Source organism: Pseudomonas sp. CFBP 13727, from assembly GCF_014841915.1.
GTDB classification, from domain to species: Bacteria; Pseudomonadota; Gammaproteobacteria; order Pseudomonadales; family Pseudomonadaceae; genus Aquipseudomonas; species Aquipseudomonas baltica.
In genome coordinates, this window is record NZ_JACYUT010000015.1 from 1 (window position 1) to 310 (window position 310).

General features: G+C 49.7%; 2 tRNA genes. Both read left to right on the plus strand.

Annotation, left to right across the window (positions count from 1 at the left end):
- Positions 1-2 precede the first annotated feature (2 nt).
- A tRNA-Ile gene (locus tag IFT76_RS20690) sits at positions 3-79 on the plus strand.
- Between the two features lie 30 nt (positions 80-109).
- Positions 110-185: transfer RNA gene (locus tag IFT76_RS20695), tRNA-Ala, on the plus strand.
- The last annotated feature ends 125 nt before the right edge of the window (positions 186-310 follow it).

Below are 310 nucleotides of genomic sequence, written 5' to 3' on the forward strand. Positions count from 1 at the left end.
TTGGGTCTGTAGCTCAGTTGGTTAGAGCGCACCCCTGATAAGGGTGAGGTCGGCAGTTCGAATCTGCCCAGACCCACCAATTTTGTGTGGGAAACGCCTGTAGAAATACGGGGCCATAGCTCAGCTGGGAGAGCGCCTGCCTTGCACGCAGGAGGTCAGCGGTTCGATCCCGCTTGGCTCCACCACCACTGCTTCTGTGTTAGAGCTTAGAAATGAGCATTCCATCAAGGTGATGGTGAATGTTGATTTCTAGTCTTTGATTAGATCGTTCTTTAAAAATTTGGGTATGTGATAGAAAGATAGACTGGAC